This is a genomic window from Terriglobia bacterium (assembly GCA_032252755.1).
In the GTDB taxonomy this organism is placed as follows: Bacteria; Acidobacteriota; Terriglobia; order Terriglobales; family Acidobacteriaceae; genus JAVUPY01.
The window spans coordinates 1-26,655 of the sequence record JAVUPY010000002.1; the positions used below are offsets into that span (position 1 = coordinate 1).

Annotated in this window: 24 protein-coding genes and 1 tRNA gene; 11 read left to right on the forward strand and 14 right to left on the reverse strand. The window is 57.2% G+C overall.

The features are described from left to right. Positions 1–96 precede the first annotated feature (96 nt). The 3 genes from ROO76_00040 to ROO76_00050 all read right to left on the reverse strand — a co-directional run bounded on the left by ROO76_00040 (position 97) and on the right by ROO76_00050 (position 3,651). Positions 97–171, reverse strand: a tRNA-Asn gene (locus ROO76_00040). Between the two features lie 282 nt (positions 172–453). Further along, a complete protein-coding gene (locus tag ROO76_00045) occupies positions 454–2,901 on the reverse strand; it encodes a sodium-translocating pyrophosphatase (GenBank protein ID MDT8066534.1) in 2,448 nt (815 codons plus the stop codon). A 384-nt stretch (positions 2,902–3,285) separates the two neighbouring features. Beyond that, positions 3,286–3,651: a hypothetical protein gene (locus tag ROO76_00050; protein MDT8066535.1), complete on the reverse strand. Its 366-nt coding sequence runs from the start codon at positions 3,649–3,651 to the stop codon at positions 3,286–3,288. 107 nt (positions 3,652–3,758) lie between these two features. Between ROO76_00050 and ROO76_00055 the strand changes: the two genes are divergently transcribed. Beyond that, the gene (locus ROO76_00055; protein MDT8066536.1) at positions 3,759–4,658 is read left to right on the forward strand and encodes a mechanosensitive ion channel family protein; all 900 of its coding nucleotides are present in this window, start codon (positions 3,759–3,761) and stop codon (positions 4,656–4,658) included. Between the two features lie 18 nt (positions 4,659–4,676). Here ROO76_00055 and ROO76_00060 read toward each other — a convergent pair whose 3' ends face one another. Beyond that, positions 4,677–5,531, reverse strand: a complete 855-nt coding sequence (locus ROO76_00060) for an isocitrate lyase/phosphoenolpyruvate mutase family protein (protein MDT8066537.1) — start codon at positions 5,529–5,531, stop codon at positions 4,677–4,679. Positions 5,532–5,686: 155 nt separating this feature from the next. Here ROO76_00060 and ROO76_00065 point away from each other — a divergent pair, with 155 nt between their 5' ends. After that, complete coding sequence (locus ROO76_00065) at positions 5,687–6,154, forward strand: DUF1203 domain-containing protein (protein ID MDT8066538.1); 468 nt, start codon at positions 5,687–5,689, stop codon at positions 6,152–6,154. A gap of 228 nt (positions 6,155–6,382) precedes the next feature. Here the strand turns inward: ROO76_00065 and ROO76_00070 are convergent, their stop codons facing one another. Then, positions 6,383–6,859 (reverse strand): hypothetical protein, encoded by a 477-nt coding sequence (locus tag ROO76_00070; GenBank protein ID MDT8066539.1) that lies wholly within the window; start codon positions 6,857–6,859, stop codon positions 6,383–6,385. A gap of 390 nt (positions 6,860–7,249) precedes the next feature. On the opposite strand from ROO76_00070, the gene ROO76_00075 reads away from it, so the two are divergent. Then, the gene (locus ROO76_00075) at positions 7,250–8,908 is read left to right on the forward strand and encodes a CCA tRNA nucleotidyltransferase (protein MDT8066540.1); all 1,659 of its coding nucleotides are present in this window, start codon (positions 7,250–7,252) and stop codon (positions 8,906–8,908) included. A 124-nt stretch (positions 8,909–9,032) separates the two neighbouring features. On the opposite strand, the gene ROO76_00080 is transcribed toward ROO76_00075, so the two are convergent. Next, complete coding sequence (locus ROO76_00080) at positions 9,033–9,602, reverse strand: YdeI/OmpD-associated family protein (protein MDT8066541.1); 570 nt, start codon at positions 9,600–9,602, stop codon at positions 9,033–9,035. A gap of 67 nt (positions 9,603–9,669) precedes the next feature. Further along, complete coding sequence (locus tag ROO76_00085; protein MDT8066542.1) at positions 9,670–9,846, reverse strand: hypothetical protein; 177 nt, start codon at positions 9,844–9,846, stop codon at positions 9,670–9,672. Positions 9,847–9,935: 89 nt separating this feature from the next. On the opposite strand from ROO76_00085, the gene ROO76_00090 reads away from it, so the two are divergent. From ROO76_00090 to ROO76_00115, 6 genes are all read left to right on the forward strand, one after another. After that, the gene (locus ROO76_00090) at positions 9,936–10,940 is read left to right on the forward strand and encodes a hypothetical protein (protein ID MDT8066543.1); all 1,005 of its coding nucleotides are present in this window, start codon (positions 9,936–9,938) and stop codon (positions 10,938–10,940) included. 180 nt (positions 10,941–11,120) lie between these two features. Next, on the forward strand, positions 11,121–14,597 hold the full coding sequence (dnaE, locus tag ROO76_00095; protein ID MDT8066544.1) for a DNA polymerase III subunit alpha: 3,477 nt from the start codon (positions 11,121–11,123) through the stop codon (positions 14,595–14,597). 61 nt (positions 14,598–14,658) lie between these two features. Then, positions 14,659–15,618, forward strand: a complete 960-nt coding sequence (locus tag ROO76_00100; GenBank protein MDT8066545.1) for an acetyl-CoA carboxylase carboxyltransferase subunit alpha — start codon at positions 14,659–14,661, stop codon at positions 15,616–15,618. Between the two features lie 227 nt (positions 15,619–15,845). After that, positions 15,846–16,379, forward strand: coding sequence for a dihydrofolate reductase family protein (locus tag ROO76_00105; protein MDT8066546.1), 534 nt, complete (start codon positions 15,846–15,848; stop codon positions 16,377–16,379). Positions 16,380–16,537: 158 nt separating this feature from the next. Next, positions 16,538–18,373: a 2-oxoacid:acceptor oxidoreductase subunit alpha gene (locus ROO76_00110; GenBank protein ID MDT8066547.1), complete on the forward strand. Its 1,836-nt coding sequence runs from the start codon at positions 16,538–16,540 to the stop codon at positions 18,371–18,373. Beyond that, a complete protein-coding gene (locus ROO76_00115) occupies positions 18,373–19,416 on the forward strand; it encodes a 2-oxoacid:ferredoxin oxidoreductase subunit beta (GenBank protein MDT8066548.1) in 1,044 nt (347 codons plus the stop codon). The genes ROO76_00110 and ROO76_00115 overlap by 1 nt, the downstream gene beginning before the upstream one ends. A 72-nt stretch (positions 19,417–19,488) precedes the next feature. Here ROO76_00115 and ROO76_00120 read toward each other — a convergent pair whose 3' ends face one another. Beyond that, entirely contained in the window at positions 19,489–19,809 is a 321-nt protein-coding gene (locus tag ROO76_00120) for a hypothetical protein (GenBank protein ID MDT8066549.1), read from the reverse strand. Positions 19,810–20,004: 195 nt separating this feature from the next. Between ROO76_00120 and ROO76_00125 the strand changes: the two genes are divergently transcribed. Both ROO76_00125 and ROO76_00130 read left to right on the forward strand, forming a co-directional pair. After that, on the forward strand, positions 20,005–20,340 hold the full coding sequence (locus tag ROO76_00125; protein ID MDT8066550.1) for a hypothetical protein: 336 nt from the start codon (positions 20,005–20,007) through the stop codon (positions 20,338–20,340). Positions 20,341–20,479: 139 nt separating this feature from the next. Next, a complete protein-coding gene (locus tag ROO76_00130) occupies positions 20,480–20,836 on the forward strand; it encodes a hypothetical protein (GenBank protein ID MDT8066551.1) in 357 nt (118 codons plus the stop codon). 128 nt (positions 20,837–20,964) lie between these two features. Here ROO76_00130 and ROO76_00135 read toward each other — a convergent pair whose 3' ends face one another. The 6 genes from ROO76_00135 to ROO76_00160 form a co-directional block, all read right to left on the reverse strand. After that, positions 20,965–21,846, reverse strand: coding sequence for a tetratricopeptide repeat protein (locus ROO76_00135; protein MDT8066552.1), 882 nt, complete (start codon positions 21,844–21,846; stop codon positions 20,965–20,967). 121 nt (positions 21,847–21,967) lie between these two features. After that, positions 21,968–22,702 carry a peptidoglycan-associated lipoprotein Pal gene (gene pal, locus ROO76_00140; GenBank protein ID MDT8066553.1) on the reverse strand — a complete coding sequence of 245 codons (735 nt, stop codon included), beginning with the start codon at positions 22,700–22,702 and terminating at the stop codon, positions 21,968–21,970. A 104-nt stretch (positions 22,703–22,806) separates the two neighbouring features. Beyond that, on the reverse strand, positions 22,807–24,132 hold the full coding sequence (tolB, locus tag ROO76_00145) for a Tol-Pal system beta propeller repeat protein TolB (GenBank protein ID MDT8066554.1): 1,326 nt from the start codon (positions 24,130–24,132) through the stop codon (positions 22,807–22,809). A gap of 80 nt (positions 24,133–24,212) precedes the next feature. After that, on the reverse strand, positions 24,213–24,995 hold the full coding sequence (locus ROO76_00150) for a TonB family protein (GenBank protein ID MDT8066555.1): 783 nt from the start codon (positions 24,993–24,995) through the stop codon (positions 24,213–24,215). Positions 24,996–25,079: 84 nt separating this feature from the next. Continuing rightward, positions 25,080–25,490 carry a biopolymer transporter ExbD gene (locus tag ROO76_00155; protein MDT8066556.1) on the reverse strand — a complete coding sequence of 137 codons (411 nt, stop codon included), beginning with the start codon at positions 25,488–25,490 and terminating at the stop codon, positions 25,080–25,082. A gap of 7 nt (positions 25,491–25,497) precedes the next feature. After that, positions 25,498–26,202, reverse strand: coding sequence for a MotA/TolQ/ExbB proton channel family protein (locus ROO76_00160; protein MDT8066557.1), 705 nt, complete (start codon positions 26,200–26,202; stop codon positions 25,498–25,500). Positions 26,203–26,655 lie beyond the last annotated feature (453 nt).

The following is a 26,655-nucleotide window of genomic DNA, read 5'->3' on the forward strand; positions in this document are numbered from 1 at the left end:
GCCGGTTCTGCCGCCGCAGACGACCCAATCTGTGAGGGAATTGCTAAGTATTGCTAAGTGCCGGCCGAGGGTGCGCGGCGTAAGTCCTAGAAAGAATGGCTCCTCAGGTAGGACTCGAACCTACAACCCTCCGGTTAACAGCCGGATGCTCTGCCATTGAGCTACTGAGGAGTGAATGCGCCGAAGCGCCGTATTCAATTTTCAAATTCATTGTAACGGGACTCGAACTCCGCGTCAAAATTGAACGTCCCGAAGTCACGAATGAGCCCCGGCAAAATGCGCCGCTTCGCTCAAAAGAAAATGCCACAGCCAAGAGTGAGCACTCCAAAAGGAGACGCCACCCGGAAGGGTGGCGTCCGATAACCAGAAGCGAATCCTCAGAATCGAATCGTCTAGACCGAAACATCAGATCGACTCCTCAGATTCAATCCCGAGGACCGCTTCAGTGACCGTTTACGACCGTGTCGCTGCTTTCTGAGACGTTTCCACGTGCGATCCGATCCGCATTCCGTAGAACGACTTTCGAACGAAGTACACGGAGACCAGGAAGAACACGATCGCCAGCACTTCGCCGAGCACCGCTCTCTGTGCGCTAAACGTAACCGCCAGTTCCACAGCCAGCAATCCGAACAGGGTCGTGAACTTAATGACCGGGTTCATCGCCACCGAAGACGTGTCCTTGAAGGGATCGCCCACGGTATCGCCGACCACCGTTGCATCGTGCAGTGGCGTGCCTTTTTGCTTCAGTTCAACCTCCACGATCTTTTTCGCGTTATCCCAGGCACCGCCGGCGTTGGCCATGAAGATCGCCTGGTACAGGCCGAAGATCGCGATCGAGATCAGGTAGCCGATAAAGAAAAACGGTTCGACGAACGCGAATGCCAGGGTCGCGAAGAAGACTGCGAGGAAGATGTTGAACATGCCCTTCTGCGCGTACTGCGTGCAGATTTCAACCACCTTCTTACTGTCGGAGACCGAGGCCTTCTCGACGCCTTCGAGCTTGATATTCGCCTTGATGAATTCGACTGCACGATAAGCGCCGGTAGTAACGGCCTGCGTCGAAGCGCCCGTGAACCAGTAGATCATCGCGCCGCCTGAAATCAAACCGAGGAGAAAGGGGGCATGCAAAAGCGAGAGGTTGCCAACCAGCTCCGGCCGCAACCCCTGCGTCAGCGCCATTATGATCGAGAAGGTCATCGTAGTGGCGCCGACTACCGCGGTTCCGATCAGCACCGGTTTTGCCGTCGCTTTGAAGGTGTTGCCAGCGCCATCGTTCTCTTCCAGCAAGTGCTTTGCGCGCTCGAAATTCACGTCCATGTTGAAATCCCTCTTCAACTCGCCCTGAATCCCGGGAATGTTCTCGATGAGCGACAATTCGTAGACTGACTGCGCGTTGTCCGTTACAGGGCCGTAGGAGTCCACCGCGATCGTCACCGGACCCATGCCGAGGAATCCGAACGCGACGAGGCCAAAGGCGAATACCGCGGGAGCGAGCATCAGGGGTGCCATAGATGGGCCCGTAGTGAAGTAATAGCCAATGCCCATCAGCGCGACCATCGAGAATCCCAGCCAGTAAGCCGAGAAGTTACCGGCAACGAATCCCGACAGAATTCCCAGCGAGGCTCCGCCTTCCTGGGCTGATGTGACGACCTCTTTCACGTGGCTGGACTCGGTCGACGTAAACACCTTCACGAGTTCGGGAATAATTGCTCCCGCCAGCGTTCCGCACGAAATGATCGATGCCAGCTTCCACCACAACGTACCGTCACCAAGTGTTGGGATGATGAAGTATGACACGATATAGGTCAGGATGATGGAGATGATAGAAGTGACCCAGACCAGCGAAGTCAGTGGTGCTTCGAAGTTCATCTCATCCGAGTTGCCGTACTTCGCGTGGGCGAACACCCCGTTCAGGAAGTATGCGCCGGAGCTGGAAACCAGCATCATCACGCGCATGACGAAGATCCACACGAGCAACTGGACCTGCGTCTCGGGGTTTCTGACGGCCAACAGAATAAAGGTGATCAGCGCCACGCCGGTGACGCCGTAAGTTTCGAATCCGTCGGCGCTCGGGCCAACCGAGTCTCCCGCGTTGTCGCCGGTGCAGTCGGCGATCACGCCAGGATTACGTGCGTCGTCTTCCTTGATCTTGAAGACGATCTTCATCAGGTCGGATCCGATATCCGCGATCTTGGTGAAGATGCCGCCTGCGATACGCAGTGCCGCTGCGCCCAGCGACTCGCCGATGGCGAACCCGATGAAGCACGGTCCCGCATACGATCCCGGCACGAAGAGCAGGATGAACAGCATGATCAGGAGCTCGACCGAGATCAGTAACATACCGATGCTCATGCCGGCCTTCAGCGGAATGGCAGATATTGGATACGGCTTTCCCCGCAAGCCCGCGAACGCAGTGCGCGAATTCGCGAAGGTATTCACTCGAATGCCGAACCAGGCGACCCCGTAGCTGCCACCGATGCCAATCAAACTGAAAAGAAGAATGATCGGCAGCGTGACTCCTACGGATTTTCCGGGCACCGGGGCCAGGTACCCGAAGTACAGGGCAATGATGACGGCGATAAACGCCCAGAGTACAAGAATGAACTTGCCCTGCGTAATCAGGTAAGTCTTGCAGGTTTCGTAAATCAGTTCAGAGATGTCGCGCATGGAACGGTGAACCGGCAGGTTCTTGAGCTGCATGTAGATCATCAAGCCAAACAGCATGCCGCCCAGGCAGAAGAGCAAGCCGATCATCAGCAGTGAATGGCCGTTCATGCCGAGGAAGTTAACTTTTGTCAGGTCAGGAAGCACCAGGTTGGCCTCGCCGCCACCGTGTTCCGGTTGCGCGTAAGCGAGTGTGGGGAGTAGCAGGCCAGTCAAGGCCGCCACAGTCTTCGACATACGTTTCCTCCAGAGATCTGGTCTCGATTACGGGTTGGGGCGCATCAGTGAGCGGTCGGAGGCCCCGAGTCAGTCGTCTGATCCTTTCTCAAACGGTACTCACCCGGCTGTGAGCTTCGTCACCGACCTGTCGTTCGGTCTGAGTGCCGGAACCCCGAACGCGCTTCCACTTCAAAACGATAGGATTGAAATTTGGCCGCGTATGGGAAATCAGCGCTTGAATATCCTAAGGCGCTGAGCCAAAAAGCGTTTCTTTATAACATGCTGCAAAAAACCGGGTCAAACACCAAACTGCACGCAGGCCGCTGGGTCAATGGCTTGGATTCTCGGGGAGGATCGACGCGCAACCCGGAAACCTTAAAAAACTCCGTCAGGCGCTGGCTTTCAGTTGCCTTTCATCTTGGCGCGCACACTCTTTGAGAGCTTCTCGATCTGGTCACACTTGCGAATTACTTCCAATGACATAACATCTTGCCCTGACTTGTCGACGTATTGCTTTAATTCTGTCGCGAGTTCCAGTAACCTCTCAGAATCGCGCTTCAGGCTGTCATACCGGTCCCTCATCTGCTCCCTGGCCATGCGGTCGGCGATGTCCTTGGGGATAGGTTCCTCTTTCTGCCCCGGTACGCCAATCTGCCCCGGCTGCGGCTGCTGTGAGACAGGCGATTGCGCGAACATCGAAAGGGGTAAGTAGAAGAGAAAGAGAATCAGGATGCCGCCGAGAGCGCGACGAAGGTTAGCAGAGCCCATGGGAATGCCTCTTGTTTCGTGTTTGGGAGATTATACTTCTGGCTTATCTGTCCCGCAGAATCCACAATCGTTCCGTTGCAGCTTGGTGCCATTTATACTTTCTCGAAATGCTTGACCACCTGCTAGTAAGTTTCGGTCCTCCGGGCAAATGGGTTCACCTGCTCGATCAGTACGGTGACGACCTGTTTGACTTTTTGCATACCAAAGCGCCGAAGATCCTCGGTGTACTCATCATCGCTGCCATCCTGCTGGTGCTTTTCCGGATCGTGCGGAATCGCCTTGTGCACTTCACTGAGCGCGCGGCTGTGGCCGGAATACGAGCGCAGCAGATTCGGACGCTTGCCAGCGTGATTTACAGCGTTGGCGTTTTCCTGGTGGCGTTTTTTGCGCTTATGGAGATCCTGCCGCTGTTCAACATCAATATCGGTCCGCTACTCGCCTCGGCCGGAGTCGCAGGTCTCGCCATCGGATTCGGTGCACAAACGCTGGTCAAGGATTTCATCACCGGATTTTTCTTTCTTATCGAGAACACCTTCGACGTTGGCGATGTGATCCGGACCGCCGGCGTTCAGGGAACCGTCGAGTCGCTCACTTTGCGGCGCACCATGCTTCGCGACGCTGACGGTACGGTTCATATGATTCCCAACAGCCAGATGACAATCGTCAGCAATCTCACCCGCGATTGGACGCAACTCACGATGCACGTCGCCGTCGATTACAAGGAGAACAGTGATCGCATTGTTGCGCTGTTGAAAGAGGTCGCCACCGAGGTCCGCAATGACCCCAATTACGCCGATGCCATCGTGGCGGATCCTGACGTACCGGGGATCGATCGCGTGAGCGGCGATACTGTCGACTATCTGCTGCTGGTAAAGACGCGTCCGGGGCAACAGTACGCAGTCGCGCGCGAACTGCGGCGAAAGATCAAGGATTGCTTCGAGCAGCATGGAATCAAGCCGGCAGGTCCCAACCGTTTTTACGTAGTTGGCGACCCCGCGCACTCGTAGTGCGACGGCCGCGCGAACTCATGCTGCCCGGTTTCCCAGCGCCTGCGAAAACATCGCATTCAGGTCGGCGTATTTCGTGGCATCGTCGGCGAAATTGAAGGTGCCGTGCTCGATCATCTCGTGAGCGCCCCGTAGAAACGCGCCAAGGGCTGCTCGCGACAGTGCGCTGCCCACGCTGATTCGCTTTACGCCAATTTCCGAGAGTTCCGCCAGGCTCAGTTGAACACCCTGCAAGCCCATAATGACGTTCAACGGTCGATCCACCGAGCGCACAACGGTCGCAATGTCCTCCCTGGTTCTTAACCCAGGCGCGAACACGACGTCCGCTCCAGCCTCCTGGAACGCCTGCAGGCGGACGATAGTGTCGCGCAGATCCGGGCGGCCGACGATGTAGTTCTCCGCTCGCGCCGTCAGAGTGAACGGGAAGGGAAGTGCATGCGCTGTCTCGGCCGCGGCTCGAACGCGATCAACAGCCAATTGCAGTTCGTAGGGCTCTCCGCCGCGTCCAAGCGGAACGTCCTCAATGGAGCAGCCAGCAAGGCCCGCAGCGGCAGCCATTCGAATCGTTTCTCCAACCTTGGTGGGATCGTCGACGTAAAGATTCTCGAGATCGGCGCTCACCGGCAGACTCGTCGCGGCGACAATCTCCGCCGCATGTGTAATCATCTCGTCCCGGCTGAGTGCGCCATCTGGTTTCCCAACCGAAAAGGCATATCCCGCGCTTGTCGTAGCGAGCGCTTCAAACCCCAGCGACTCGAGCAGCTTCGCCGTTCCTATGTCCCATGGATTTGGAATGATGAATGCGTGATCCTGCTGGTGTAATTCACGAAAGCGCTTTCCTTTTTCTGCTTGCGTCCGCTGCTGATTTGGCATGGTCCGAACCCCTCAAGCATGGATGCGATGCGCCAATCAAAGATTCCGAAAGATAGCCTAGCCGGGAGATTCGAATTACCCGCAAGAAGCGGATATCGAAGATGCTCGAAACCGACGAAGATGGTCTCGTTAATTATGCGTGAGGAGATCTGTCCGTGAGCAATTACAGAATTATCGCGATTCCACCCAAAGTTGCCGACAAAGTGCGCGCTACCGGGAAGGCTCCGGGCTACGGGCATCCCGCCCATGTGGAGATCGCGACCGGATATGGTCCCTGCCGCCTCTGTCTGCAGACTTTTCGCATCGGAGAAGAGAGCAGAATCCTCTTCACATACGATCCGTTCTTCGGGATTGAAGCTATTCCTCTGCCCGGCCCTGTCTTCATTCACGCCCACAGATGTGAGCGCTATCCGGAGCACGGTGGCTATCCGAAAGAGATGATGGCCCATGCCGCGGTTCTCAATGCATATGCGAGAGGTCAGAACCTCGTGGCGCGAGTAATCGTCGATGCAAATGACGGGCACGAAGCAAAGGTTAGAGAGGTTCTGAATAGGAGTGACGTCGATTACATCGAAGTGCGCGATCGCGAAGCCGGCTGCTTCGACTTCCGCGTCGAACGCTGACCTAGTTGCCGCCCAGGGTGAATCGAAATCCCACGCGCGCAAGTATCGGCGGACCGATGGTGATCACCCGAGTTCGGCCAAGTTCGTATCGGCGGTCGAGCAGGTTCTAAGCTGCCGCGAACACTTCCAAGTTGTGTCGGATCGTCGAGACGTATGCATTCGCCACGAAATATCCGCCAGGAAGGAACTGGTTGCGATCATCGTCGTACTGACGTCCCTGGCCCCAAGCTACTGTTCGAACATTGGAACCTGGCGCAAGTCCTCTTCCGTGGGGCGACGCCTTGTCCGGCTACCGATGACGGCCAGCACCGTCATCTCAGCCAGAGCCGTACGTGGAATGAAAATTCTCTGCGTGTTCGCGCGCGTATCCGGAGGATTGAGAAAGAAGCCTTCTGCCGTGATCTGTGTCAGGTCATTCGGCATCAGCCCTTCGAGAGTCTCGTTGTCGCGAAACCGAACACGCACCCACAGACCCTCGGTCCGGGGACGGCTCGTGAATGTTTTTCGCGCCAGGGTTTCCGAATCCCCGAACTCCCGGACAAAATAGACCCCTTTAATGTCTCGCAGCTCGATGCTCACGACGTTGCCCGCCGTGTTCAACATCTCCAACTTGCCGTCATTCACGAAAGCGCCAGCCGCCACAAACCCGTTCACCGAGTCGCGGTCCATTTTCCGCACGACCACTTTCTTATGTGTTGAAGGCATTGACGGCAGGCTCCGTTGGGGTCTCCTTCTAATTTTGCCACCTTTTCCGGGCATTGGGTGCAGCGAACTCTGCTGCAGTAACCAATCGGTAATCGGTCTGCGTTATCTCAATGCCCCAGATCTGCCGCGATTCGCAGATGCCGTTTTTTTCTGGACCACCCACCAGCGACAATCGCGGTTTTTCTCAGAACTTTCTTTTCTTTATCAATGAAAGGCTTTATTATGCGTGGGTTGCAGGCTCGACTGCACCGAGAGTAGTGCGAAAGGTACTTTCCTTGTCCTGTGTGATTACTTATAAGTAAACATCAACGGAGCCAGCCTGGTTTTCCATACTTTTCGCACCGAAGATGTAAACAATTGATCATAAGGCACTTAGAAGGCTAGCAAAGAATGGCCGATTACATTTACACGATGGAAACCCGGCTCACACCGGACCAGATGCGTGGTGTGAACCTGATTCAAGACCTCGCCCTCAGCCACCAGATGAACGTTTACCTCACAGGTGGCACCATCCGAGACATTCTCACTGGCTTTCCCATTCACGACATTGACATCACGCTACAGGGAAACCCACATAAGTTACAGAAAGACTTGGAGAAAGCTGGAGCTACGGTATCCTGGGCCGATGAGGATCTGAAGGTCTTATATCTCGTCCTTCCGGGCAACGTCCGAGCCGAAATCAACATGGCCCGGCAGGAAATCTATGATAAGCCGGGCAGGGCCCCCGAGGTCCACCCTTCCGCCATCAACGACGACCTCCGCCGCCGCGACTTCACCGTGAATGCCATGGGACTCTCTCTGAATCCCGGCTCCCGCGGCCTGCTTCTCGACCCTTTCAATGGACTCGCCGACATCGAACTGAAGCTCATTCGGATCCTGCACAACTACTCCTTCCTCGAGGAGCCCTCGCGCCTCATCCGCGCTACCCGCTTTGCCGCCCGCTTCCACTGGCAGCTTGAGGAACGTACCCAGGCCCGCTACGACGCCGCCCGGGAAGGCGACTACATCCAGTACGTGAACAAGGACAAGCTTGGGTACGAAACCGAGCAACTTGCATACGAGGAAGACCCGCTCCACATCATTCGCATGCTTGAGAAGGACGGTTGGCTCAAGGTCCTCCATCCGCACTGGTCCACTGCAAAGATGGACACGGCTGATCTCGCCCGGCTCCAGAAATCGCGCGAGCAGATGATCAATGTCGGCATGACCGTCGATGCCGCTCCGGCCGTCCTCTATTTCCTTAGCCGCCGTATGGGCGACAAGGAAATCGGCGAGATACAGCGTATGATCCCGCGCAAGGACCTGGTCAATCAGTGGAAGCACATCGAAGATGGCGCAAAGGATCTCGCGAAACGCCTCACCGGGAAAGAAGCGGCGACGCCGTCACGTACCTGGGAGCTGCTCTCGCATGCCAGCCCTGAGGCCATCCTGTTCCTCGAACTGACAACGAAACAACAGGCCGTCGAACAGAAGATCGACAACTTCTTTGGCAAGTGGCGCCAGGTTCGCGAAAAACTACCCGTCCCGGAAATGGCTGAATTGCTCATCACCCCGGAGCACAAGGACTGGGAGAAACTCAACCATGAAATTTTCCTGGGCATGCTGGACGGGAAAATGCGCTCTCACACCGAGTTGATCAAGTTCCTCAAGCCATTTGCTCCGCCGCCGCCCCCGCCGCCGCCCCCGCCGTCGGCCAAACGCGGACGTGGCGCAAAGGCGGCCGCCGCAGCTGGCGCTACCGCTGCTGCCCAACCGGCGAAACGTGGCCGCAAGCCAAAAGAAGCTCCCGGCCCTGTCGCTGCAGCGCCCGAATCGCCAAAGCACGAGGCGAAGCCCTCGGCGAAAGCCGAACCAAAACCCGCTGCCAAGACCGAGCCAAAAGCGGCTGCCAAGGCTGAGCTAAAGCACGCTGCCAAGCCTGCAGCAAAAGCTCCGGCGAAGCCCGCCCAACACGCTCCGAAATCGGCCGCGAAACCCGCAAAGAAGCCAGCGCCCAAGCCGGCAAAGAAACCCGCGAAACCGGCAAAGAAGGCCGCAAAGAAAAAGTAGGGAAGCGTCAGAAATCAAAGAGGCACGAAGACGGTTTTAAGAATTCCGTTCTTCGTGCCTTCTGCTTTTCAGTCGTCGTGAGAAAATCGTCGATTGTCAATCTGGTTGTTCATTCTTCATTTCGTCATTCTTCAAACCACGACTTCTTCCCCTCCATCAGATACCGGATCGCCTCTCTTACCCACTTCTCCCTTGTCTCCGGCCTCTTCACGCTCTCAATCCGGTTCACAAAGTGCGCCTGGTTGCTGGGCGCAAGCTGCTCATAGAACGCCTTTGCCTTGGGATGTTTTTCAAACTCCTTCGCCAGGTCTGGTGGCGGCACTCGCCCCTTGCGCAGACTGATGAAAACTTTCCGCGTCCCATCCTTCCCAAACGCCTTGATTCCCGCCTCGGTCAGCAGCCCCGCCTTTTTCGCACGCTCATACCGCTCGACGTTGATCTCCGACCACGCGCTCTCTGGTTTGCGCGGCGTAAATCGTCGTGTGTAGCTATCGCTATCCATCTTCTTGATGATCCCATCGATCCACCCAAAGCACAGCGCCTCTTCCATGCTGTCCTCGTACGAGATCGTCGGCTTGCCGCTCGCCTGGTTACAGTACACCAGCCAAATGTGCGATGCCGTGGCATGATTCTTCTCCAGCCATTTGCGCCACTGCTTGCGGTTCTTGACGTAGAGCGTTTCGCCAATTTCCATCCGGGGTCGAGTCCTTTCCGTGTACTCGTGCCCTACCCCTCGCGTTTTTGCGAGAGGGTGGGGCCGTTCATCGCGCCGATGCCATTTGTGTGATCAGCACATATCCCAGCAACGCGGTTCCGGCGAAAATGATCACCAGCACTGCCATCCATATCAGCACAACTTTGGCCTCATCTTCGGGTTTCGGCGCGGTGATGCCGACGACATTGTGCAACCCGCGCATCAGATAACTCAGCAATCGCATTGTGCAAATGATAGCCTTTCATCGTCATTTCGACATGCGTCATTTCGTCATTGGTTCCCAATTGTCGATGTTGTCCTCCGGGAGGTGACATGAAACTCGCGATTGCCCTTCTGCTTCTTCTTCCTCTCTCGGCGCTTGGTCAGGACAACCATCTCGGCGTCACTCTCCCCGGCATCTCCGGACCGCCGCAGCGGCGAATCGATGTAGTGAAAGAACTCGGCGCAACCTGGTATCGCCCTGCTCCGGTTTATTTGAACGGCAGTGCGAAGTGCGAAGACTGCGACGCCGCTCACGCCGCCGGTCTCAACATCAGTCTCGTCGTCCGCAACGCAACCGAAGGAAAGCCAAGCACGCCAGCAACGAATCCCGACGATTTCAAGAAGAAGCTGCAAACCGTTCTCGAGCGCGACAAACCTGCCATGCTGGTCGTCGAAAACGAGCCCGAGGATCAGAAGAACTTCACTGGTACGCCCGACCAATATCGCGACGAATTTGCGGCCGCCTGCGAAGTCTCACACTCCTTGAAGATTCCGTGCGCCAACGGCGGCCTGAGTTCTACCGATGTCGGCGATCTCGTTATCGATCAGCGCTTTGCGTCAGACCATATCGACGCCGTGAATTTCGGTATAACGACCGAACTCACGCGGATTCACACTTCGAGCCGGTTCAATGTGCTGGGCAAGGGATTAGGTAACGACAAAGACGCGGAAGCGCAGCTCATCAAGGGAACCCAGGAATACCTCGCGAAGCACAAAGAAGAGATCGATCGCACTCGCAAGTTTATTGAAGCCGTCAATGCGGCGCATCCCGACCGGTTCAACTTCCACTGGAACGAACTCCAGCCCGACAACGTTCCGAAGGTCCTCGACAGCCTCCACCAACTCAGCAAGCTTGACCTGATGTGCGACGAAATGGGCCAGAAAGAGCAACGCGCCTTCGAAGTCGGCGAAAAACTCAAGAATGCCCTCGATAATTATGTCTGGCCAACCATCTGGCAGGGTACGGACGAGGATGGGATCGCCGGTCTGGTGGAGAAGAACGGCAAACTTCGGCCAAATGCAAATGCCTTCCAAATGGCTGCTAAAGGCCAATAGCGCTGTGCTCTGGCCTCCAGCATTCTGCAATCAGCACTCAGCATTGAGTCGTTAAGCTACACGGTCCTAAACCACTGAATGCTGACTGCCGAATGCTGAGTGCCCGTTTTTCCACCGCTCTCCACAGTATTCCCGCTATCAACCCAGCCCCCATTCCCGATACAATTTCTACAGGTTCCCATGTCCGACTTCGTTCATCTTCACCTGCACAGCGACTACTCCATGCTCGATGGCGCCAACGACGTCGAGAAGCTTTGCCAGCAAGTCAAAAAGCTTGGTATGCCCGCCGTGGCCATGACGGACCACGGCAACATCTTCGGTGCCGTGCACTTCTTCAATGCCGCGAAAGCCGCCGAGGTTAAGCCGATCCTCGGCTGCGAGCTCTACATCTGCAAGAAGGAGGATCATCGCGAACCGCCCGAGGGGGACAGCTACAACCACCTGATCGTGCTCGCTGAAAACGAAGAAGGCTACCGCAATCTGACCAAGATCGTCTCCGAGGCATCGCTGCACGGGTTCTATTACAAGCCGCGCGTCAGTAAGCGATTTCTGTCCGAGCACTCGAAAGGCCTCGTCGGCCTCTCGGCCTGTCTGAAGGGTGAAGTCGCCGAGCGCCTCACGGAAGGGAAGTACAACGCCGCGCGAGAAGCCGCCGCGACATTCCAGGACATTTTCGGAAAGGGAAACTTCTTCCTCGAAATTCAGGACCAAGGACTCTCCGAAGAGAAGGCGATTCACAAAGACCTGTTCGAGCTCGAGCAAGAATTGGGCATCCCGATGGTTGCCACCAATGACAGCCATTACTTGTGCGAAGACGACGCTCACGCTCAGGACGCGATGCTCTGCATCCAGACCGGAAAATCGATCCACGAAACCAACCGCATGAAGTTCGCGACGAACCAGTTCTACGTCAAAACCGCGGACGAAATGAAGAAGGTGTTCAACGGCGCCGAACAAGTCGTTACTCGCACCGTCGGAATCGCCGAGCGCTGCAATCTCAAACTCGAGAAGGTCAAGAACCCGTTCCCAAAATTCGACATCCCCGAAGGCCACACCAGCGACAGCTACTTCGAAGAAGTTTGCCGCAACGGTTTCAAGCGCCGCCTGGTTCTGCTCGGCGAACTGCAATCACAAGGCCGCCTGCGCCTGCCGCTCTCCGATTACGAGCAGCGCCTCAATCGCGAGATCAAGATCATCCAGCAGATGCAGTTCTCGGGCTACTTCCTGGTGGTTTGGGACTTCATCCGTTACGCCAAGGAACACGGCATTCCCGTAGGCCCGGGTCGCGGTTCGGCCGCTGGTTCGCTGGTCGCCTACGCCATGGCAATCACCGACGTTGATCCGCTGCAGAACAACCTCCTCTTCGAGCGCTTCCTGAACCCCGAACGCGTCTCCATGCCCGATATCGACGTCGACTTCTGCATGAATCGTCGCGGCGAGGTCATTCATTACGTAACCGAGAAGTACGGGCGCGAACAGGTCGCGCAGATCATCACCTTTGGCACCATGGCCGCCAAGGCCGCCATAAAAGACGTAGGCCGCGTGATGGACATGCCCTTTGCCGAAGTCGATCGCATCGCCAAACTCGTGCCAGCGACTCCGGGCATGACCATCGACAAGGCGTTCGACGCCTCACCGCAGCTCGACGAGCTCTACAAGAAAGAGCCACAAGTCAAAGAGATCATCGACACGGCGAAGAAGCTCGAAGGAATGGTGCGCAACGTAGGCGTGCACGCCGCCGGAGTCGTCATCTCGCCGCAGCCGCTCATCGATCTTGTCCCGCTGCACAAGACGAAGAACGAAGAAATCGTCACCGCCTACGACATGAAGGCGGTCGAGAAGATGGGCCTGCTGAAGATGGACTTCCTCGGGCTCACGACGCTGACGATCATCGACGATGCCCTCAAACTCATTAAGCAAACCAAGGGCGTCGAGATCGACCTGCAGAAGCTCCCGACGGACGACGTCGTCACCTACGAAAAGGTCTTCCACACCGGTCAGACCTCGGGCGTGTTCCAGTTTGAATCCGGCGGTATGCGCGACGTGCTCCGCCGCTACAAGCCCACCACCGTCGAAGACCTGACCGCCTTGAACGCGCTCTACCGCCCCGGCCCTATCCAGGGCGGAATGATCGACGACTTCGTTAACCGCAAGTGGGGACGCGCCAAGGTCGAGTACGAACTGGATGACCTGAAAGAAATCCTGCACGAGACGCTCGGCGTCATCGTTTACCAGGAACAGGTCATGCAGATCGCCAACAAACTCGCCGGCTATTCACTCGGCGAAGCCGATCTGCTGCGCCGCGCCATGGGCAAAAAGAATCCCGAGGAGATGGCGAAGCAGCGCGAGCGCTTCATCAACGGCGCGCTCGAACGCAACCACCCGTCGAAGAAAATCGAGAAAATCTTCGACTTGATGGAGCAGTTCGCCGGATACGGCTTCAACAAGTCGCATTCCGCCGCCTATGCGGTGCTCGCTTACCAGACGGCTTATCTCAAGACGCACTATCCCGTCGAATTCATGGCCGCCCTGCTCACGTCGGTCACGGGCAACACCGACGATGTCGTGAAGTATGTGAACGAGTGCAAGGAAATGGGCATCTCGGTCGAGCCGCCCGATATCAACATCTCCGACGCGAACTTTACCCCTCACGGCGAAAACATCCGCTTTGGCCTCGCCGCAATCAAGAACCTCGGCGGACACGCCATTGAATCTATCGTCGCCGCGCGCAAGGAACTCGGCAGCTCCTTCCGGTCGATCTACCAGTTCTGCGAAAAGGTAGATCTGCGCGTACTCAACAAGCGTGTGCTCGAATCTCTTATTAAATCCGGTGCAATGGATTCCCTTGGTCGCCGCGCCCAGGTCATGACCGTACTTGACAAAGCCATCGAGCAGGCCCAGAAAGCCCACCGGGATGCCGAAGCCGGACAACACGGCCTCTTCGGGGTCTTCGACGACGAACCCGAGCAGACCGCGAAGCACGAAAAGCTCCCGGACGTCGCCGACTGGGACGAGCACACACGCCTGCAGAACGAGAAAGAAGTCCTTGGCTTCTTCGTCTCCGGCCACCCGCTCGAAAAATATCGCGACAAAATCGAGGACTTCCGTGCCCTCTCCGCCGCCGACGCCCTCGAAATGAAGCGTTCCACCGGAAAGGGCGAAGAGCTTACTTTCGCCGGTGTCATCAGCGGCCTCAAGGTCCAGAAGTCCAAGAAGGGCGACCTCTACGGGCGCGGCTATCTCCAAGACATGACTGGCTCCGTTGAAATGTTCGTCTTCCCCGAGGCCTACAAGCGCCTCTCAGAGAAGGTGAAGCTCGAAGTTCCGGTGCTCGTTCGCGCCGGCGTTCGCGTTGACGAAGGCAGCGCCGCCCAACTCGCCATCTCGGAGATCACGCCCCTCGAGGACGCCAAGCCCAAGCTGCCCAAGAGCCTTCGCCTGATCATCTCGCTCGACACCGCCACAGAAGACACGATCGAAGAACTGCACAGCGTTTTTGAGAGCTGCAAAGGCGAAGCCAAGGTGATGTTTAACCTTGAGTCGCCCGACTTCGTGGCCGTCATGGAGGCCGACGGTTATAATGTGTTACCGGACCGCGTGTTCCTCCGCCGTGTCGAGGAACTCTGCGGTCGCGGCAGCATCAAGGTCATCGACTGAACGCTGATCTAATTCGAGTCCTTGTAGTTGACCCAGAACGGACTCCCCCAGGATCATTCGAATGGAATCATCGGGAAGTAAAGCCCAGCACGAACTCGAGCGTATCGAGCAGCAGATCCAAAAATTGGAAACCGTTGCTGGCGACAACCAGCTTGCGCACGACCAGCTTCACGCTCTCCTCGAACGCGTAGCCAACCTCCGCAAGCAAGTCTCGGCCACCCTGGGGCCGTGGGAGAAAGTCGAACTGGCGCGCCACCCGCAGCGCCCCTACACCCTGGACTACGTCGCGAATATCTTCACCGACTTCAGCGAGATCCACGGCGACCGCGGTTTTTCCGACGATGCTGCCATCATTTGCGGTATGGCCCGCTTCCATGGCCAGGAATGCCTCGTCGTGGGGCAGCAGAAGGGCCGTGACACCAAACAGAAGATCTATCGCAACTTCGGCATGCCCAGCCCCGAAGGTTATCGCAAGGCGCTTCGGGCCATGCACATTGCCGAAAAGTTCAATCGACCCATCTTCACCTTCGTCGATACTCCCGGCGCGTATCCCGGCCTCGGCGCCGAAGAGCGTGGCCAGGCTGAAGCCATAGCACACAATCTGCGCGAGATGGCCCGAATCAAAGTTCCTATCATCGTCACCGTTACAGGCGAAGGCGGCTCTGGCGGCGCACTCGCAATCGCGATCGGCGACCGCGTTCTCATGATGGAAAATGCCATCTACTCCGTGATCTCTCCCGAAGGCTGCGCCTCCATAATGTGGCGCGACGCCAGCAAGAGGGAACTGGCCGCCGCGGCCTTGAAGATCACCGCCAAGGACCTCGGCGAAATGGGAATGATCGATAACATCGTCAGAGAACCGGAGGGTGGCGCTCAGAACGACCACATCGAAGCCGCCCGCCTGCTCGACCTGGAGTTGCAGAAGGCCCTTGAAGAAGTGAAGAAACTCCCGGTAGACCAGATGCTCGACGCCCGCTACAACAAATTCCGCAAGATGGCCCAGTTCTTCAAGGAAGGCTAGGAACCGTCGCTGTCAGCCGCTAGTTAGTGCTGGTTCAAACTCAGCCCTGGGACTTTTGTCAGCAACCAGCGACCAATGGTAGTGTCTCAGTTTGAATCTCGGGATTGGGAAACGGACCTCTGGTTAATGGTCACACCGACAATGCGGCGCGGAGATAATGTTCAACCTCACCTCCGCGCGACGTCGGCTCAAGCTATTCTGAAGAACGTGGAAGGGAGATGTGCAGCATGGCAAAACTTGTCTACGGATTGAGCCAGTCCCTTGATGGCTACGTCGACCACATGAAGCTTGGGCCGCCTGCACCCGCGGCCTTCCGTCACTTCATCGGGCTGGTGCGCGGCGCGACGGGGCTCATTTACGGTCGTCGTACGTACGAGATCATGCGTTATTGGGACGAAGATCTTCCTGATTGGGACGCGGAGGATCGCGAGTTCGCGGTGGTGTGGCGGAGCCAGCCGAAGTGGGTCGTGTCGCGTTCCCTCAAGTCAGTTGGCCCCAACTCGACGCTTGTCGCTGATGACTTCGAGAAGGTGATACGCAGGCTGAAGGCCGAGCTGGCTGGCGAGATTCAAGTTGCCGGACCAGTCCTGGCGCAAAGCCTGACCGAGGCCGGTCTTATCGATGAGTATCGACTCTACCTCCGCCCCGTCGTGCTTGGTGGTGGCCAGCCATTCTTCGCGGGCCCCCGGCCGCCGCTCCACCTGGTGGCCAGTGATTTAATCGTCGATGACTTGATTCGGTTGACGTACGTTCCTGCTTAATCGCGCGACTCGCCCGACGTACTGCGCTCAGAAATTCTAACTGAGACACTACCCGACCAATCACAAGCGACGTTTTCTTGCCCCATCGGCGTATAATCGCTCATAAGCATTCGTGTGGGACCCCACATTTCAAGCCCATATCCAAGGATGGTGATCGAATGGCCTCCACGGACATAGCGGTCCATGAAGGGACCGCTGGTCAGACCCCTGAAAGGGTCATCAACGACTTTTCTATCCAGGTAGCAACGGTTAACGGCTCAGGCTCGCAGTCGGCCAATACCGTCCTTCTCCGAACCATCTTCCAGATGGGTGTCCCCGTCTCCGGCAAAAACATGTTCCCATCGAACATCGCCGGATTGCCGACCTGGTACACCATTCGCGCCAGCAAGCACGGCTTCATCGCGCGCAAGAAGGAAATCGACCTCCTCATCGCCATGAACCCGGAGACCGCGAAAGAAGACGTCATGTCACTCGCGCCCGGCGCCGCCGTCCTGTATGACGAGCCCCTGAACCTGCGCGAACTACGCTCCGACCTCACGTTCTACTCCGTGCCTTACGACAAACTCGTCGGCACTGTCTGCCCGGAAGCCAAGCTGCGCAAGCTGGTCAAGAACATGATCTATGTCGGCGTCGTCGCGCAGTTACTCTCGCTCGACATGGCCGAGGTTGAAAAGGCTCTGCGCAAGCAGTTTGCGACCAAGAAGAAAGCCGCCGACCTGAACTTCAATGCCGCGAAGGCCGGCTTTGACTACGCCGTGGCCACGCTCGAGAAGAAGGATCCATTCGTCGTCGAGTGCATGAACGAGAACGTCGGCAAGATCATCATCGACGGCAACTCCGCCTCGGCCATCGGAAGTATGTTCGCCGGAGTCACCGTCGTCACCTGGTACCCGATCACGCCGTCATCGTCGCTCGTCGAAAGCCTGATCGAGTACATGAAAGAGCATCGTGTCGGCCCCGACGGCAAGGCGACCTTTGCGATCGTTCAGGGTGAAGACGAGTTGGCATCGATCGGTATGGCGATTGGTGCCGGTTGGGCCGGAGCCCGCAGTATGACCGCCACCGCCGGCCCGGGCATCTCGCTGATGTCGGAATTTGCCGGCCTCGGTTACTACGTCGAAATCCCCGCCGTCATCTGGGACGTGCAGCGCGTCGGGCCCTCAACGGGCCTGCCCACGCGCACCTCGCAGGGCGACATCCTCAGCGTCGCCTTTCTTTCACACGGAGACACCAAGCACCCGATGCTCATTCCATGCTCACCCCTCGAGTGCTTCACCATGGCCCAGGAGGCTTTCGATCTTGCCGAGCTTCTGCAAACACCGGTGTTCATCATGAGCGACCTGGATCTCGGAATGAACAACTGGATGAGCGATCCGTTCCCATATCCCGAGAAGCCGATCAACCGAGGAAAGGTTCTTTCGAAGGAGGACCTCGATCGCCTCGGCGGCTTCGCGCGGTACAAAGATGTGGACGGCGACGGCATCGGGTATCGCACGTTACCGGGTACCGATCATCCGGCCGCCGCGTGGTTCGCGCGTGGCTCCGGACACAACGAGAAGGCGCAGTACAGCGAGCGTCCCGACGACTACGTTAACAACGTCGATCGTCTGAACCGCAAGTTTGAGCACGCCCGCTCCATCGTTCCCAAGCCCGAGTTGATTGGCAACGGATCGAAAGTCGGCGTCATCGCTTACGGTACAAGCCACTGGGCTATGGTCGAAACCGTCCATCAACTTGAAAACGAGAAGGACATCCGCATCGACTACCTGCGCATTAGGGCCTATCCGTTCACGAAGGAAGTTCACGAATTTATCGAGCAACACGATCGCATTTACGTCGTGGACCAGAACCGCGACGGCCAGATGTTCACGCTGCTCACGCTGGACCTGCCGAACAAAGAAGCCGCGAAGCTGCGCAGCGTGCGTCACTACAACGGACTACCTATTGACGCCCGCTCGATTACCGACGACATCACGCGGCAGGAGGGAAAGTAATGGCGACCACGACTTCTACACCGGCCCCCAAGACCAATCGCATCGGGCTCACCGTTCTCGACTACCGCGGGGGCAAAACCACTCTATGTGCCGGATGCGGCCACAATGCCATCTCCGAGCGCATTATCGACGCCTTCTACGAAATGGGCATCAAGCCCGAGCGCGTCGCCAAGGTCTCCGGCATCGGCTGCTCTTCAAAGAGCCCGGCCTACTTCATGAGCCGTTCAGCCAGTTTTAATTCCGTCCATGGACGCATGCCATCGGTGGCGACTGGCGCGGTTCTGGCCAACCGCAAACTCGTCGCCCTCGGCGTCACCGGCGACGGCGATACCGCCTCGATCGGCATCGGCCAGTTCATTCACCTCATGCGCCGCAATATGCCCATGATCTACATCATCGAGGACAACGGCGTGTATGGCCTGACCAAGGGTCAATTTTCGGCGACGGCCGATGTCGGCTCTAAGTTGAAGACGGGCGTCATCAACGAACTGCCGCCCATCGACACTTGCGCGATGGCTATCGAACTCGGCGCAACTCTCGTCGCCCGTTCGTTCTCCGGCGACAAGCGTCAGCTCCACGCCATGCTGAAAGCGGCGATCGCGCACAGCGGAACCGTGCTCATTGATGTCGTTTCTCCTTGCGTCACATTCAATGATCACGAGGGCTCCACCAAGTCCTACAAATACATGAAGGATCACGAGGAGCCGCTACACGACATTAACTTCGTGCCGGCATTCGAAGATATCGCCATCGACTACGATCCGGGTACGAGCATCAGCGTTACGATGCACGACGGCTCGCAGCTTCGCCTGCGCAAGCTCGAAGAAGACTATGACCCCACAAGTAAGCTGAATGCGATCAAGCGCCTCGCCGAAGCAAAAGAGAACAATGAAGTTCTAACCGGCGTTTTCTACGTCAATCCGAAGGCGCCAACGTTCCTCGAGATGATCGATATGACCGAGGATGCGCTCGCAACTTTGCCCCAGGACCGTGTTCGTCCCTCGCGCGAGGCTCTCGAACAAATCATGGAAGAACTGCGGTAAAACCGTCGCTGGTGATTGGTAGCTGGTGGTTGGTTTTTTCCACCAGCAACCAGCCACCAATCACGGTTTTTCTCATGCCGCTAAATCATCGTCCTTCTTTTCGTTCTGATTCTCTTTCTGGCGCTCTCCCGGGTCCTGATCAACCTCTTCCTCATCTTTTTCGACGTTTGAGTTTGTATCCCGTTCCAATTCGTTTCCCTCCTGCCTCTCTCCCGTGAACTCGGGTGTCTGCCCACGATTGTTCATTCCGCTGTCGTTCGCCTTGTTGAACGGGTCCTCGAATCTGTGGTCGAGTTGCGCTCGCAGCGGAGCCACGTTGGTCTTCTGCTCAGGCCTGTCCTGTTCCACCGCGCCCGTGTTTCTGAATGCGCTTTCCCGATTCGCTTCGTTCATGTTCTCAGGGATGGCTCCGGCATTCAGGCTGTTGCCATCCCAGAACGACAACCCGACACTTTTCGGGGACGATGGGCGGAATTCAACCTTAGTGCCAGAAAGTTGTCCGAAGCGATCCCATTTTTTCGCATCGTACTATGAGCAACAGCATGTCCCCTCCCTGAGGGACGATCCAACCAACAAGGAAGGGATTCCATGAAGAAAGCTACTCTGTTCCTCGCGACCGCTCTGCTCTGCAGCCCGGCGCTCTTTGCGCAGATGTCGAGCACACCCGCTCAGTCCACAACAACGCAGTCGACCACAACCTCGACAACGAAAACTACAAAAACGAAGTTGACGGCTGACCAGAAGGCGGAACTCAAGTCGCTCCACCAGAAGGTCAAGACCGAATGCAAGGCTGGTAAGACCAGCGAGGCCTGCAAGCAGGCCAAGGCTGACCTCAAGTCGAAGCAGGAAGAGTATGGCCTTACCGCCCATCATTCGATGAAGCACAAGAAGGGTGCTGCTGCGAGCACCACAAACCCCTCGTAAGACGAATCAAATCATCGCGCCTGCGGGCCATCGTGCCATTTCTCATGGCTCGACGGCCCGATCGCCCGATGGCTCGATTTCCCTCCCGGTATTACCTCGGATACTTCTCTCGAAGCCTGATCGCTCGTAGACTCTTCCCATGTCGACTCCCGGCGGACTCTTCCGTCCGTACCAAAAGCTGGTGAAGATTCGCCTCCTCGATCGCGAGTGTGAGGTCCCCGAGAACAACATGGTTCTCCGGGCGCTCCAATACCTCGCCACGGAAGGTATCGCCTATGGCCGCTTCTGCTGGAATGAAGAGTGTCAGTACTGCCGCATCGTCTACGACACGGGGGAAGGCTCCCCTCGCCACACCGCACTGGCCTGCAAAATGATGGTCAAAGAGGGAATCCGTATTCGCGAGATCAGCACAGAACTGAAGTACTGCCTGAGAGACTTAAAGCTGCAGTGCGGGCCGGAACAGTTGGTGAAGCAGATCACAAGAAATGACGAATGACGAATTTCGAAACGAGGAATGGGTAGATCGAAAAGGAAGGGAGTGTAAGAGCTGGTGTAGTTGGCAGGTCAATCGTAGATTGTCAAGCGACTTTCTCATTCGTAATTCTGTCGGTCCGACATTCGTCATTACTCCCCAGACCTTCTCCTTGCCGGCGAGGGCTTTGACGACTTCGGTGCAACTCCCAGCTTACGAAGCCGCTCTTTCGCCTGCGTAGCTTCTACTGAACGGGGATAGCGCTGGATGAGCGAGTTCAATTCCTGGATACCGGCGTTCTGCTGCCCCAGTTCGATCAGTGCATAGCCTTTCTTCAACTGCGCCGCCGCTGCCTTGTTTCCGCCCGGATATTGTTCCAGCACCTTGTCATAGTCCTTCACCGCCTGCTGGAAGTTCCCCTGGCGGTATTCGACGTCCGCGATGTAGTACTGCGCGTTCCCGGCAAGATCGGTGTTCGGGTAGTACTTGATGTAGTCTACGAACTGCTGCGAAGCCAAATCGTACCGCCCCGCGTTGTAGTCGCTTAGTGCGTTGTTGTAGAGAACGTCCGCCGGAGGCGCCTGCTGCTGTGGCTGGGCCTGCGCCTGCCCGCCGGGAGCGCCCGTTTGCTGCTGAGCATTCAAGTTCTGCTGCGCCGACTGGATATCGTTCAGCTGCTTCGACAAGTTATTCAGCCGTGCCTTCAGTTCGTCCACGGAGTCGTGCAGCGACTGGATCTGCCCGGAGACATCGTCGACCTTCGTCTGCGTCTGCTGTTGTGACGCCGCGATGTTCTTCTGCAGCGTATCGAGCGTCGACGCCAGCTTGTTCACCGTGTCCGAACTCTGCTCGATCAGGTTCTTCATCACGCCCATGCGCTCGTCGTTCGAGCGCTGCAGGTTCTGCATCTGATCCGTCAGCATCTGCATCTGGGTCTGCAGTTGGACAATTTCTTTCTTCTGTGCCAAGGCGGCAGCAGGGAACACCATTACCGCGGCTAGTGCCAGCGCAACCACACTTGCTTTACGAGTCATTGTCCCATCCCGTCTTCTCTTGATCTCAAAAACTTCGGGGCGCCGCCTCACTCAGACATTCTTCGGTCTTTGTTTCGGTCCGCCTTCGGCGAGCGCCCCTTATATTAGACGCAAATTCAGCCTATTCGGTCATAACGAAATGTGCCCGGCGGTTCTGCTGCCAACACTGGTCGTTGTGCTCAGTGCAGAACGGCTTTTCCTTGCCGTAGCTAATCGTCCTGATGCGATCCGCTGGAACGCCCGCCTGAACCAGTGCCGACTTCGCTGCATTCGCCCGATTGTCGCCCAGCGCCAGGTTGTATTCCGTCGATCCGCGCTCGTCGCAATGTCCCTCGATCGTAAACTTGATGTTGGGATGCGACTTCAGGAACTCTGCGTCCTGCTGAATCACGGCCTGATCGCCCGGACGGACATCGTACTTGTCGTAATCGAAGAAGATGTCCTTCACGTTCTTTGCGAATGCCTCGGCGTCAGTTTCTGTCGGCGGCGGTGGCGGTGGTGGTGGCGGCTGCGTTACGGTAACACGCGCCGTTGCATCTTGGGTTCCGCCGGGGCCCTTTGCGGTCAAGCGATAGGTAGTCGAGTCGGTCGGCGTGACCTGTGTCGAACCGTTCACATCTACTTTTCCGGTACCTTCCAACTCGACATCGGTCGCATTGGTCGTCTGCCAGGTCAAGGTGGCCGACTGGCCCTTCTCAATCGTTGTCGGATTCGCGGTCAGCGAAGCCGTGGGTGCTGGCGGCGGCGGCGGTGGTGGCGGCGGTGCCGGCTGCACTTTCTTCTTGCAGGCTCCCAGTACCAGCAGCCCACACAAGGCCAGTACGAGGACAACCCACTTCATTCTCTTTTCGATCACCTCATCCTCCAATGCGAGTTTCCTCGCCAGTAATGCTCTGCTGGGTGCGGCAGATTCCCGGTGCCGCACAGTTTCTAAACGCATCGGCTAGCCTGATGCCAGTATTACTTTGAAGCCCAGTTTGGTTGCGTGTTCGAACCCGTAGTCGTTAACTGCTTCTGCTGCGAACCATCTGCGAGCATCGACCAAATCTCTTCACGCCCGCTTCGGTTCGACTGGAACACAACATGGCGACCGTCGGGCGCCCAAGACGGAAAATCGTTTCGGCCGCCGTCATGCGTCAGTTGCACCCACTGGTGACTAGCGACGTCCATTATATAAATGTCCTGCGCCCCTGGCGCCCCCGGACCGTAGTGACGTATCCACGAGAACAACAGGTACTGCCCGTTTGGTGACCACGAAGGCGATACCGCGTATCCCTCGTTCGTCAGTCGCTGCAGGTTCGCGCCGTCCGCGTCCATGATGTAAATCTGCGGTAGCCCCGTCCGCCCGCTCACAAAGGCAATCTGTGCGCCCGTCTTCGGGTTGTAGACCGGTGAAACATCTGGACCCTTGTATGCCGTCAGCCGCTTCAGCCCTGTACCATCCGAATTCACCGTATAGATCTCGGGATCTCCCGTGCGCGAAGACGAAAACGCCAGCTTTGTTCCGTCTGGTGACCACGCCGGCGAAATATTTGTCCCGCCAAACCTCGGGAATCGTACCTGGCGCTTTAAGAGCCGTGAATAAATGTCGATATTTGGTCCGCCGCCCGCAAAGCTTGAAAACGCAACTTGCGAGCCATCCGGCGAAACTCTCGGCGAAAGCGTGATCGATCCAAGCTTCGTCACCTGCGTCTGGTTCGCGCCATCGTAATCCATCTCCCAGACTTCTTTATGTCTGGTGCGCGCGCTGATGAAGAATATCTTGCTCTCGGCTATTCCCGGCACCCCACCGCCCAACCGGAAAATAATGTCGTCTGCGAACTTGTGCGCGACCGTTCGCGCTCCATTGTCCGTCGCCTGGTCGTCATATTGTTTGCCCAGCACCTGCGGGTTCTGTGGATTCTTGACGTCGTACAACCAGCCCTGCATGTTCAGTTTGTCGCCATTCACCGTCAGGTTTCCGAAGGCGACCATACCGGCATTCGGTGGAGGATTTCCCCACGCGTCGAGCTTGATATCTGCCGGCGCGCCGAACTGTCCCAGCGGAAAGAAACTGGGCGACACCATGTCGAATATTCCCGAGTTTTCCAGGTCGTTGCGCAGGGTGTCGTCGAAGGTCTTTTGCAACTGGGCCGCCTGAGCTGCGTTGGTCGTCACCGCGAAGTCCGGCACCGCCATGCGTATCTTCTCAACGCCCTGGTTGATCCCTGTGAAGATCTGTCCTTGCTGTGCCTGCGCCGCCGTACAAACCAGCGCCAACAACGAAATCAGTAGAGCTTTCTTCATCACGCCCTTTCCGCCTCCCAAACTACCGCCATCCCGAGCAGAGCGCGCCGAGGCGCGCCAAATCGCGGTGACCTGCAGGCCTACCGCTTGTAATCGAACCAGAACTCTACGTTCACCTTGCTACCGGAGTACCCGCTCGGCAAGGGCCCGAACGTGTCAATCCGCTCCAGCGCGCGCTTAGCCGAAATATCCAGCGACGGCACTCCACTCGACTGTTCGATCTGAATATTCCCCGGCACGCCCGCCCGGTTGATATCGAACGCGATATACACGCGGCGCGCATCCGAGACGTTCGGGTCAACCTGGTACTTCAGCCAGTTCTCCGATACCTTCCGCCGAATCGTGTCCACGTACCATCCGTAAAGACTGCCGAAATCTCCCGTCCCGCCGGAAACCGAGAATCCGCCCTTCGCGTTATTAGTGCTGAATATGCCATACGGACCGCTTACCGGTCCGCCTTCGCCGTAGGGGATTCGGTTATCGACCTCGGCAACCTCTTTGGGTTTTTCTTCCGTCGGCGTCACCGGCTTTTTCGCGGGCTTTACTTTCGTGTGTTTATCTTGAATCGGAATCGCATCGGGCTCTTGAACCTTCGGTTTCGGTTCAGATTGCGTCAGCCCCTTGTTCTCGGTCGCAAGCACATTTTTTGCGTCAGGATGCGCAGGCAAGGGAATCGAGGAAACCAGGGTAGCGCTCATCGCCTCGCCGCCGATGCCGCCGCTCCCCCAACTCTGTCTCGGGCCGCCGAAGATGTACGCGTACCCAATCAGGCTGACGAACAGCAAAGCATGCAAAAAAACAGAGAACCCCAGCGGCCTCTTCCACTGTTCCCGCTCATCGTAAATTTCCGCGTTCAACGCCATCTTAAACTTATGTGCTCTGGGTGCCCCATCCTGGCCCGCAGTTGGCTAGGGTGGGGTAGTTGCCTTTTATCGTTGTTCTTCCGATCACTTCAACGGCTGCGTCACGATACTCACGTTCGTGATCCCCGTGCTCTTCACCGCATCCATCACCGTCGCGAACGCTCCGAAAGGAACATTCTCATCGCACCGCACGAACACCGACTGCCCGCGCGGATCGCGAATCTTCTGCCGCAACTTGTTTCCAATGTCGTTGATGTTCACCGGTTCGTTGCCGAGGTAAACCCGCTGGCTCTTATCGATCGAAATCACCGTGCGTTCCTCGGTGATTTCCTTGACCGTGCGCGTCTTCGGCACGTTCACGTCGATCCCTGACTGCAGGATCGGCGCCGTCACCATGAAGATGATCAGCAGCACCAGCACCACGTCGACTAGTGGCGTGACGTTGATGTCTGCCAGCGAACTCTGCGTCTTTCCGTTGCCGCTCGTAAAAGCCATAACGATCTCAGTCGTGACCCGCGCCCGTCTGCGTGCCGGTCGATCCGCGCTCGACCAGGTTCACCATCTCCAGCGTGAAGTCGTCCATCCGCGCCCCGAACTGCCGAATCTCGTTCAAGAAGTAGTTGTAGGCGATCACCGCCGGAATGGCCGCGAACAATCCCGCTGCCGTCGTGATTAGCGCCTCGGAGATGCCTGGCGCCACCGCTCGAAGCGATGCTCCACTCGCCGTACCCAGTCCGTGGAAGGCGTCGATGATGCCCCACACCGTGCCGAATAGCCCGATGAACGGTGTCACATTGCCCGTCGTGGCCAGCCAGGGCAGCCGCCGCTCAAGCCGCGTCAACTCTTCCGACGACGCGATTTGCGCTGCTCTCTGCACCGAGGGAACGTTTCTCAGGCCGGCCGACCCCTGCTTCCGCAGTTCGTCCACCACGCCCTCAAACACGCTCACCAGCGGGCTCGGCTTAAACTGCTCGGCCACCGCTGCCATATCCTGCAACCGCGGAGCTTTGCGGAACGCCCGGACAAACCTCCCGCTCTGCACCCGGGCACGCCGGAAACCGCTCCACTTGGAAATAATCACTGCCCAGGAAAACAGGCTGGCGAGCAGGAGAATGAAAAGTACCAGTTTGGCAACAGGACCGCTCTGCGAAATCATGTCGGCGATCTCGCCGCCAACGGCTACAAAAACGAGTTGGGGAATGAACATTCGTCTCCCAGACCGCGCAGGCGCGCGTTTCTTATCATTATAGAGAAACCCGCAGCAGCTTGGGGCTGTTGAATACTCGGTAATAGGCACTTAAATGATCAGAAAAGGCCCGGTGAACCACAAAGAGAAACACCTGAGTACGCATCGAGAGCAAACGTCGCATCCCAAACCAGGATTTCCACTGTCCCGTACCTCTACTCGCAACGGCCGATGTTTCCGGGTTCAAGGCTTTCGCGTCCGCAGCCGCTTGTCTACTCCAGGAAGCACTAAATTCGAAGTGGAGAAAGGCTCAATAGAGGAGGGCACGTCGCGAGTCGATCAGGCGGAGGAGTTCGGAGAGCTGCGAAGAGATGCGTCGCAAGATCCAGCAATTTCACACGCTTCACAACGCACGAAGCTGCTGATAACATCTCCCGGCCAACTGCAACACAACTCCCAGGCACGCTGCAATTA

Excerpts from the sequence above, each read along its gene's own strand:
- ROO76_00045 (MDT8066534.1), bottom strand. The coding sequence starts at position 2,901 with ATGTCGAAGACTGTGGCGGCCTTGACTGGCCTGCTACTCCCCACACTC.
- ROO76_00050 (MDT8066535.1), bottom strand. The coding sequence starts at position 3,651 with ATGGGCTCTGCTAACCTTCGTCGCGCTCTCGGCGGCATCCTGATTCTC.
- ROO76_00055 (MDT8066536.1), top strand. The coding sequence starts at position 3,759 with ATGCTTGACCACCTGCTAGTAAGTTTCGGTCCTCCGGGCAAATGGGTT.
- ROO76_00060 (MDT8066537.1), bottom strand. The coding sequence starts at position 5,531 with ATGCCAAATCAGCAGCGGACGCAAGCAGAAAAAGGAAAGCGCTTTCGT.
- ROO76_00070 (MDT8066539.1), bottom strand. The coding sequence starts at position 6,859 with ATGCCTTCAACACATAAGAAAGTGGTCGTGCGGAAAATGGACCGCGAC.
- ROO76_00075 (MDT8066540.1), top strand. The coding sequence starts at position 7,250 with ATGGCCGATTACATTTACACGATGGAAACCCGGCTCACACCGGACCAG.
- ROO76_00080 (MDT8066541.1), bottom strand. The coding sequence starts at position 9,602 with ATGGAAATTGGCGAAACGCTCTACGTCAAGAACCGCAAGCAGTGGCGC.
- ROO76_00085 (MDT8066542.1), bottom strand. The coding sequence starts at position 9,846 with ATGCGATTGCTGAGTTATCTGATGCGCGGGTTGCACAATGTCGTCGGC.
- ROO76_00090 (MDT8066543.1), top strand. The coding sequence starts at position 9,936 with ATGAAACTCGCGATTGCCCTTCTGCTTCTTCTTCCTCTCTCGGCGCTT.
- dnaE (MDT8066544.1), top strand. The coding sequence starts at position 11,121 with ATGTCCGACTTCGTTCATCTTCACCTGCACAGCGACTACTCCATGCTC.
- ROO76_00100 (MDT8066545.1), top strand. The coding sequence starts at position 14,659 with ATGGAATCATCGGGAAGTAAAGCCCAGCACGAACTCGAGCGTATCGAG.
- ROO76_00105 (MDT8066546.1), top strand. The coding sequence starts at position 15,846 with ATGGCAAAACTTGTCTACGGATTGAGCCAGTCCCTTGATGGCTACGTC.
- ROO76_00110 (MDT8066547.1), top strand. The coding sequence starts at position 16,538 with ATGGCCTCCACGGACATAGCGGTCCATGAAGGGACCGCTGGTCAGACC.
- ROO76_00115 (MDT8066548.1), top strand. The coding sequence starts at position 18,373 with ATGGCGACCACGACTTCTACACCGGCCCCCAAGACCAATCGCATCGGG.
- ROO76_00120 (MDT8066549.1), bottom strand. The coding sequence starts at position 19,809 with ATGAACGAAGCGAATCGGGAAAGCGCATTCAGAAACACGGGCGCGGTG.
- ROO76_00125 (MDT8066550.1), top strand. The coding sequence starts at position 20,005 with ATGAAGAAAGCTACTCTGTTCCTCGCGACCGCTCTGCTCTGCAGCCCG.
- ROO76_00130 (MDT8066551.1), top strand. The coding sequence starts at position 20,480 with ATGTCGACTCCCGGCGGACTCTTCCGTCCGTACCAAAAGCTGGTGAAG.
- ROO76_00135 (MDT8066552.1), bottom strand. The coding sequence starts at position 21,846 with ATGACTCGTAAAGCAAGTGTGGTTGCGCTGGCACTAGCCGCGGTAATG.
- tolB (MDT8066554.1), bottom strand. The coding sequence starts at position 24,132 with ATGAAGAAAGCTCTACTGATTTCGTTGTTGGCGCTGGTTTGTACGGCG.
- ROO76_00150 (MDT8066555.1), bottom strand. The coding sequence starts at position 24,995 with ATGGCGTTGAACGCGGAAATTTACGATGAGCGGGAACAGTGGAAGAGG.
- ROO76_00155 (MDT8066556.1), bottom strand. The coding sequence starts at position 25,490 with ATGGCTTTTACGAGCGGCAACGGAAAGACGCAGAGTTCGCTGGCAGAC.
- ROO76_00160 (MDT8066557.1), bottom strand. The coding sequence starts at position 26,202 with ATGTTCATTCCCCAACTCGTTTTTGTAGCCGTTGGCGGCGAGATCGCC.